10 protein-coding genes are annotated in these 7,337 nt (G+C 64.3%); all 10 read right to left on the bottom strand.

The window, feature by feature from the left end; translation table 11 throughout:
* Positions 1-423, bottom strand: a 423-nt coding sequence (locus tag PMI42_RS07855) for a hypothetical protein (protein ID WP_008132339.1), incomplete at its 3' end; no start/stop codon positions are given.
* Positions 423-785, bottom strand: coding sequence for a hypothetical protein (locus PMI42_RS07850; RefSeq protein WP_008132336.1), 363 nt, complete (start codon positions 783-785; stop codon positions 423-425). The genes PMI42_RS07850 and PMI42_RS07855, both read right to left, overlap by 1 nt.
* Before the next feature lie 42 nt (positions 786-827).
* Complete coding sequence (locus PMI42_RS07845; protein WP_008132334.1) at positions 828-1,319, bottom strand: hypothetical protein; 492 nt, start codon at positions 1,317-1,319, stop codon at positions 828-830.
* Positions 1,320-1,389: 70 nt separating this feature from the next.
* Positions 1,390-2,025 (bottom strand): hypothetical protein, encoded by a 636-nt coding sequence (locus tag PMI42_RS07840; protein WP_008132332.1) that lies wholly within the window; start codon positions 2,023-2,025, stop codon positions 1,390-1,392.
* Positions 2,026-2,110: 85 nt separating this feature from the next.
* Entirely contained in the window at positions 2,111-3,274 is a 1,164-nt protein-coding gene (locus PMI42_RS07835) for a phage capsid family protein (RefSeq protein ID WP_008132330.1), read from the bottom strand.
* A gap of 116 nt (positions 3,275-3,390) precedes the next feature.
* Positions 3,391-4,476: a hypothetical protein gene (locus PMI42_RS07830; RefSeq protein WP_008132328.1), complete on the bottom strand. Its 1,086-nt coding sequence runs from the start codon at positions 4,474-4,476 to the stop codon at positions 3,391-3,393.
* Between the two features lie 201 nt (positions 4,477-4,677).
* Positions 4,678-5,022 carry a hypothetical protein gene (locus tag PMI42_RS37430; RefSeq protein ID WP_008132325.1) on the bottom strand — a complete coding sequence of 115 codons (345 nt, stop codon included), beginning with the start codon at positions 5,020-5,022 and terminating at the stop codon, positions 4,678-4,680.
* Positions 5,023-5,044: 22 nt separating this feature from the next.
* Positions 5,045-6,628, bottom strand: a complete 1,584-nt coding sequence (locus tag PMI42_RS07820; RefSeq protein WP_008132324.1) for an SGNH/GDSL hydrolase family protein — start codon at positions 6,626-6,628, stop codon at positions 5,045-5,047.
* 18 nt (positions 6,629-6,646) lie between these two features.
* Positions 6,647-7,057 (bottom strand): hypothetical protein, encoded by a 411-nt coding sequence (locus PMI42_RS07815; RefSeq protein ID WP_008132322.1) that lies wholly within the window; start codon positions 7,055-7,057, stop codon positions 6,647-6,649.
* A gap of 45 nt (positions 7,058-7,102) precedes the next feature.
* The gene (locus PMI42_RS07810; protein WP_008132320.1) at positions 7,103-7,333 is read right to left on the bottom strand and encodes a hypothetical protein; all 231 of its coding nucleotides are present in this window, start codon (positions 7,331-7,333) and stop codon (positions 7,103-7,105) included.
* Between the last annotated feature and the right edge of the window lie 4 nt (positions 7,334-7,337).

The raw sequence follows: 7,337 nt of genomic DNA, 5'->3' as shown, positions 1-7,337 counted from the left end.
CCCGCCGCCGTTATAGGCGACCGGCGCCCCGCCCGTCGACAACTGGTAGGCGCCGTTGTCCAGGTCAACCGCGACCACGTCAGGCGCGCCCGCAAGATTGCGCGCGATCGAGACACCCTTGGTACCGGGGAATGCCCCAAGCACGTTGACGACACCGGCCGCATCGACCGTCAGCGCGGTATCCTTGAACACCTCATAGGACAGGTTCCGCACCAGGAGGCCGCCGCGGTAACCCGTCTGTGCCGTGATGGCATGCTGCGAGAGCCCGGGCGTGCCGCGCCAGACCTGCGCCGCCGGGCCCGTCGGGCGCGACGGCTCGCCCAGCGGCTCGGCATAGCAGTTGATCAGGCGGCCGGCGCCTTCCTGCGGGTTGATGCCCGGGAAGCTCGACAGCGGGAACGGGATCGGGACCGGGCGCTTCATCAGAACGTCGTCATCCGGAACGTCTCGTAAGTCGGCTTGCCGCGGCAGATGATCTTGAGCGACTTGGCTGCAGCCCCCGCGCCGACTTCGGTTTGTGGTGGCCCGCCAAGCCCCTTGTTGATGAGGTCGACCAGGTCCTGTCCGGAAATGCCAAGGTCGGAGCCGCACTCGCCGGAAAAAATATCGACGAGGTCGGAGAACCACGCGGCCGGAATGTTGTCGCGATCGGCAACGTAGACGATCTCGAGCCCGGCAATCTTGCGGAAAACGGATTCCAGATTGTCGTTCACGATCGCGAAGTCCTCAGGGTCCACCGCCTGGCCGACGGCCAGCACGTTGGTGCGCTTGAGGACCGCGAGCACGAGATCGCTCGAGGATCGATATGGCGAGGTCGGGGCCATCGGCTACCAGGGCAGCTGATTGAAGCCGTGATTGATCCACACCGCCGCAAGCTGCGCCTCGGCCATGTCGCAGGCCTTCGCAAGATCGGACAGCTTCGGCATGAAGAGCTCGCCCATCAGCGCGAAGTCGTCGGGGCCGACCTCGCATTTGGCTTGCAGCTCGCGGTCGCGCGCAAACCGGCCGATCAGCTCTTCCGGCGTCTCGAAGGTCTCGTCCTTGAGCCAGTCGATGAAATAGGCCCGGTACGACTTGGCATCCTTCGGCTGCTTGTTGCGCGGACTGCGCTGCGCCTTGCTCGGATCGCCGACGACGAAGTGCGGGTTGCCCTTCGCGCTTTCGATCATCTGGGCGTTCAGCTTCTCAGTGGACGATCCGTCCGGATCGCCCTTGATTTCCTTGGGCACATTGGCCTGGAGCGTGTGGCCACACCATTTCACGAAGCTCGGATCATGCTGACCCGGCACATAGGTGATCGTCTCCGCAACTTTCGGCATTCCACGCTCCTTGTCGTTTTGAGGCGATGCCCGGGCTGTCAGGCCCGGGCTTCAGGGTTGTTGAGAGAAATCAGCAGGACGTTGCGGTCGCGCCGGCCGGCACCGCGACGCAGTCGCCGTCGTTGGGCGCGATGTACTGGATGATGAAGATGGCCCGGCCCTGCGTGCCCTGGCTGCCGGCGGCGCCGACGGTGTAGGTCGCGTAGATGTCGAAGCCGCCATTGGCGCCCGTCTGGGTCGCGCCGGATCCGGTGACGAGCTCGCCGGCGCCGGCAAAGCCCGTATCGAACGCCGCGGCGGTCGACTGGCCCGTGAAGACGTTGAAGGCCGCCATCACGTTGGTGGCCTGCCCCGAGGTGCCGAGCGCGATCGTCGCCGACGTCGTCGGGTTGAACGTCGTGATGATCTGCTTGCTGATCGACACCAGGAACGCGTTGTAGGGCAGCGTCGCCACGCGGAGCGAACAGGCCGTGTCCGCCGCGCGCAAGGGACAGTCGTTGAAGTCGACCGCAAAGCGCACGTAGTGCGTCAGCTGCTCCGGATAGTACCGGGGCGCCAGCGTGTTCGTGGGCGTCAGCGTCAGCGTGGTCGCAGCAATGGGGCCGATGCCCATGCCTGCGATACCCAGAGCAACAAGGGCCGCCAGCGCGGCCGAGCGGGAGAGAGCGGCGAGCTCGCGGAGCGTCGCCAAGAGCTTTTGCTTCATGGATGGCCTCCTGGGCCAAGAGATTTGTGTTGAAGAGAGGACGGCGCGAACAATTCGCGCCGTCCGTTCACTCATCGGCTGAAGGCTAGTTGTCGCCGACTGCGGCGAGGAAGGCGGTATAGACGCCCCACTCCTTGAAGTTTCCAGCCGCGTTCAGCTTGGCGATCTTGCCGACGCCGTAGGCCATCTTGATGCCCGCACCGCGGAGGAACTGATAGTCATCCTCCTTGAGGAACGTCGGCGTCGGCATCTTGCCCCAGCACCAGGCCATCGCGCCCTGACCGCACAGGAACGCGGGCGCGATCTGGATGCCGCCGGATCCTGCGGTCTGGTAGAAAACCGGCAGGCGGAGCGACATTTCGGGGATTTCCCGGATGATCACGCCGTTGTAGAGCAGGTCGCCGTCCACGAAGATCGGGTTCTTCAAGTAGCCCTGGTTCTCACGCGCGCGGCTGTTCTGGTTGGCACCCTTGATGTCGGCATCGTTCTGCGCGTCGCGGAACTGCTCCTGCCCGACGAACAGCACGAACCACTCGGTGCCGTTTTCCTTCAGCTTGAAGGGACGGATGCGCGGGTTCGCCTTCTTCGCCGACCGCTTCATGCGGTTGACGAGCGCACCCGAGAGCACCATCGCGCCGGTCACGTTCGCCATCGAGGCGGCGAAGTTGCCGGCGACAAGGTTCGCCGTGTTGCCGTTGCCGACCAGGATCCGGTCCGCATTGTCCGTGATCCAGGTGTTGCGCTGAGCAGCCGTCGCAGCATCGAACAGGATGCCGTTGACGCGCTGGCCGTTGGCGGATCCGAGGCCTGCGGGCGCGTTCTGCGAAGGCAGCGCGTAGAAGCCGTCGACGATCTCGTCGCGCTGCTTCTCCTGACCCCAGTCGGTCAACGCCGGCTTGATCTCGGCGTAGAGGTCGACGGAGGACTTCTGCTCTTCGGCGTTGTTGATCGTGACCGCGTGGCGCGACCAGTCGATCCACATGCGGGTGCCCTGGTTGTCCAGAGCCTCTTCGTTGCCGCGCAGCTGTCCCGAGCCGACGCCCTGGCCGTTGAGGCGGGCGCGGAGCGGGATGTTGATCTGCTCGCCGCCGTTCTTGCCGCCCTTGTCGAGGTCCGTGATGACGCGGATGATCGCGTTCATCGACGGGCCCATATAGGGCGAGAACAGGTTTTCGCGAACGTATTCCCGGTAGATTTCCTTTCGGAAATAGATGAGCTTGTTGTTTGCAGCAGTGGTCGTAAGCGCCATGGCTTCCCTCAAGAGGTTGAAGCCCGGCGGAAGGTGCGCGAATGCTCAGCTCGCCGCCGCGCGGGACGCGCGGCGGATCGATATCGTTTTAAGAGCTCGAGGAGTTGATCGCGGTCCTAGCGCCAGGCAGCGTCAGCGACCGACTGTTCCGAATTGTCCTGCGCACTATGGTCCATGCGATCGGCTCCAATATTGGAGCCGGCACGCGCGCGCTGGGCAGACGGGGGCAGCCGGACAGTGGTACGCGGGGCGCCATTCTCTCCAGTCGCAGCTTCACCGCGCATCTCTGCGAGAAGCTGCTTCTTGAACTCAGGGTCTTTGAGCAGGGATTGCCGGGTTTCTTCGCGGATGCGGGCTTCCGCTGCATCGGGGTCGTCCCCGAAGCGCGCGAGCGCCGTGGTCCGCTTGTGCCATCGCACCAACTCCTCGCCCGGATTGGGCGCGTTGTAGATGCGCTGCACGGTTGCCCGGTCGTCGGGGTTCTGCGGGTTGAGACCGTTGATGGCCTCAAACGCCTTGGCGAACGTATCCTTGTGCGTGGAGTGAGCGAGCGCGAAGCTCGTCTCGACCTGCGTCTTACGCACCTCGCTGCGAACGGGCGCGACCGCCTGCTGCACAGCATTGAGAAGATAGTCGCTAAACCCTTTGGGGTTTTCGAAGATGTCGGGGACTTCGGCTTCGGCCTTCGGTTCTTCCTTCGCGGCCTGCGGCGCCTGCCGCGTGCCGTTGAGAAGCGCCGTCAGCGCCTCGAGCTTCGCTTCGAGAGCCGCAACCTTCGGGTTGTCCGCAGGCGCTGCCGCAAGCCTGGCCTCGAGGTCGGCAATCTTGGCCTCAGCCTGCCGCCGCTTCTCGGCCTCTTCGCGGAGCTTGCCCGAAGGCACGCGGCCCGCAGGCTGCTCCTGCTCGCGCTGCTGACCCGTCGTGTCAGCCGCGGCTTCCTCAGCCTCGCTCTCTTCCCCGTCCTCCGCGTCCTCTTCGGACTCCTCCTCGCCGTCCTGCTCCTCGGAGCCTTCGGCGTGCTCGTCCTCATCGGTTGCGGCTTCGTGCTGACCTTCCAGACCCTCGCCAACGCTCTCGAGCGTGCGATCTCCGGAAGCATCTGCCCGTTCGGTATCTTCGTTACCCCACGCCTCTCCTGCGATCTCCCTTTCGGTCTCGATGATCGCATCCGAGATGGCGTCGACTTCCCTTATCTGACCCATTGAATGGCTACCTTTTCACTGTGCCCGCGTGTGGTCGCGAGGCGGACCGCAGCACCGTTCGCGCCGCCGATTGCTCGGACAGCGTCACGCCGGTACCGTTTGAATTTGCGTTGCGCCGCTATGGAGGACGCCTGCCGCAGGGTTTGTAGATCGGCACCCAAAGAGCCGCACGCCGTCTGGTGGCGCTGACCGAAACTGGTTTTAGGCGGCAGCCTTGTCGGATGCCGCGCCCGCGACTTCGGCAGCCTCTCGCGCGAGCGCGCTGGCCTGCCGGTTGTACATGTCGACCGCCTTCTGAAGACTGTCGATCAGCGCGAGTGCCGAGTTCGGCGAGCAGCGCAGATGCGACACGCAGACCGCCTCGCGCGTGACCGAACCGTCAGACTTCGGAATGATGGTGGCCGCCGTCAGCTCGACCTCGATGCCAAGGCCTGCGATGCCGTAGAGCGGCGCGTTGTCGAAATAGATGAAGGGCGCGGCGGAGGCGTTCTTGAGCAGCGGCGGAGCGGATGCACCTGGGCGCGTGGGCTTGGCTGTGGTGGACATGAGCGAAACTCCAAATGACAAATCAATAAGCCGACCGGTAGGCCGTTAGCTGATTTGAGATGATCGGCTGCACTAGCTGGTAGCCGTAGAAGTTGGGATGCGTGCCATCGGTCTGCCCGACGTAGCCAGCCATCCACACGCCACCGTTGGCGATCGGCCCGGCCGCCTGATAGGTGGCACTTTCGACAAGCCGCGCGACATCGATCAAGCCGTCGTTCGTCGCGGGGAACGTGGCAGATGTCGAAGGCCATGCGAATGTGAGCGTTTGATTGCCAGATCCTGTCACGTTGGCCGCTACATCGACCGTAATATTTCCGGTCACCAGGTTCGCGACGGAGACAGTTGTGGTCCCGGTAATTCCCGTTCCAGTGACCCGCATCCCTGGCGCTGTTGAAGTGACGGGCATGGGATTTGTTGCGTTGGGAGGCGCTCCGCAGGCCAGGACAGCATTGCTCGTCGTCTCAGTGCAAAGCGCCGAATAAGACACCACGCCGCGGAGGAAATCGTTGAATGCCGCACGAGAGTTGTTGTTTCCAGCATTTGAGACGGTCTGATTTGTCGTCGTCGCCCAGCCGTCCGTCGACGTCGTGACCGGCGTGATGGTCGTGTCGATGACCTTGATGCCGGGGACGGCGACCTTGACGGCCGCGCGGATCGTCGCGCGATCGGTCAGGACCTGATCGGTCGTGCGGCTGCCGGAGAAGAAATCGTTGACGCCGAGCTGGAGAACCGCCGTGGTGGCCCCGCCGAGGGCCGCCAGTGCCATCCGGCTGGTGGTGTTCGCACCCACCGCATAGAGGCTGGCGCGGTCGCCGGGGACGCCGTAGTTGAGCGTCGGGCCCAGGGCAGCCATCGAACGACCGAGCAGCCCGCGGCCCCCTGACGGGTCTCCGCCCTGGTCATTGACGCCAGCCATGATGCTGTCGCCGATGCCCCACCAGACTGTCTTGTTCGTGGAACCGAGCACGAGCGCGGGATGGAAGCACTGCGCCGAGCCGGAGCCGAGGACCGTGGCGTCCTTGTAGTGGTTGAAGCCGGCCGCGCCGGACTGGAATTCGTCGCCATTGGCGCGGTCACAGGCATTCGACCAGCCGAGCGCCGGAACACGACCTACGCCGGCAATACTGATGTCACCGCTCAGCCGGAACTTGGTGAACGCCGGGATGGTGAATCCGAGTTGCGTCAGATCCGTGCAGCCAAAGGTGTTGTCCGCGATCACAACGCCGGTCGTCAGGCCGCCGAAAGTGAGGTCGGTCCACGTGCCCTTTGGGTACTCAACCGCAACCCGATAGGTCCCGATGTCGCCAGTGCCGGTCTCGCCCGCGTTGGACAGCACCTTGCCGTTGAAGAAACAGACCTTGAGCGCGCTGACCGCGTCATACGCCACCTGCCACGAACGCCAGCCGCCCGTCGCGTTCGATCCCGATATCTGGTTCGGGATTCCGACGCGGCTGGTGATCTGGCGAAGTGTCGCCCCGCCAGGAGTGACGTTTGCCTGCGAGCCGGAGGCACCGCCACTGATCGGATTATCGATGCCGTCGGCAAATGCCGGCGACAGCGTAAGCAGCATCAGGCATGCGAGCAGCGATGTGACCAGGCGCTTCATTGGCGTGTCAGCCTCCGGCTACTGGATCGCGACGTAAAGGCTGTCGCCATTGGAGGCGCAGGTCGCAACGATCGGGCCGCCATCCGTGTACGGGTAGTAACGAGTGTACGACCCACCGGGCAGCAGCAGGATCGAGGCTTTGGCAGCCGTGACGCTCTGCTTGCTGCCTGTCGTGGTGACAGAGGTGGCCGTGGTGCTCCCGGCAGCGACCGAGCCGTCGACGTTGACGTAGCAATTATCGGCCGTGTTGTTGTTTTGGATCGTCAGCGCGCGCCGGGAATTATTGGCGCTCTGGATGGTCTGGAACGTATTGCCCGTCGTGATCGAGACGGACCAATTGTCCGACGGCACCGCGCTCTGCGCATGCGCTGCGACCGCGCCGCCAAGCATTGCGCAGCCGAGCGCAATCCCTCTGACCCATGCCAGCATCGAACCTTCTCCTTTTGCGTCGTTGATGCCGTAGCCCGCGCGGCTTCAGGTGAAGAGGCCGGCGCCGAACAGCATGCCCAGGAAGCAGCACAGCCAGGAGCCGAACACGATATTCGGGCTGATGAGCACGGCCGCCGGCAGGTGCAACGCCGTCGTCCAGTAGAACGTGTCCGGCAGGCCCGCCGGCGGATGCCGAAACACCGTCACCCACGCGATCACATAGGCCGCCGCCACAAGCACCGAACAGGCGACCATTGCTTTGACAAACAACCGCATCGCG

The sequence above is a fragment of the Bradyrhizobium sp. YR681 genome (assembly GCF_000282615.1).
Taxonomy (GTDB): domain Bacteria; phylum Pseudomonadota; class Alphaproteobacteria; order Rhizobiales; family Xanthobacteraceae; genus Bradyrhizobium.
Note: the sequence above shows the minus strand (reverse complement) of the source record. Positions and strands in the feature narration are given on the sequence as shown.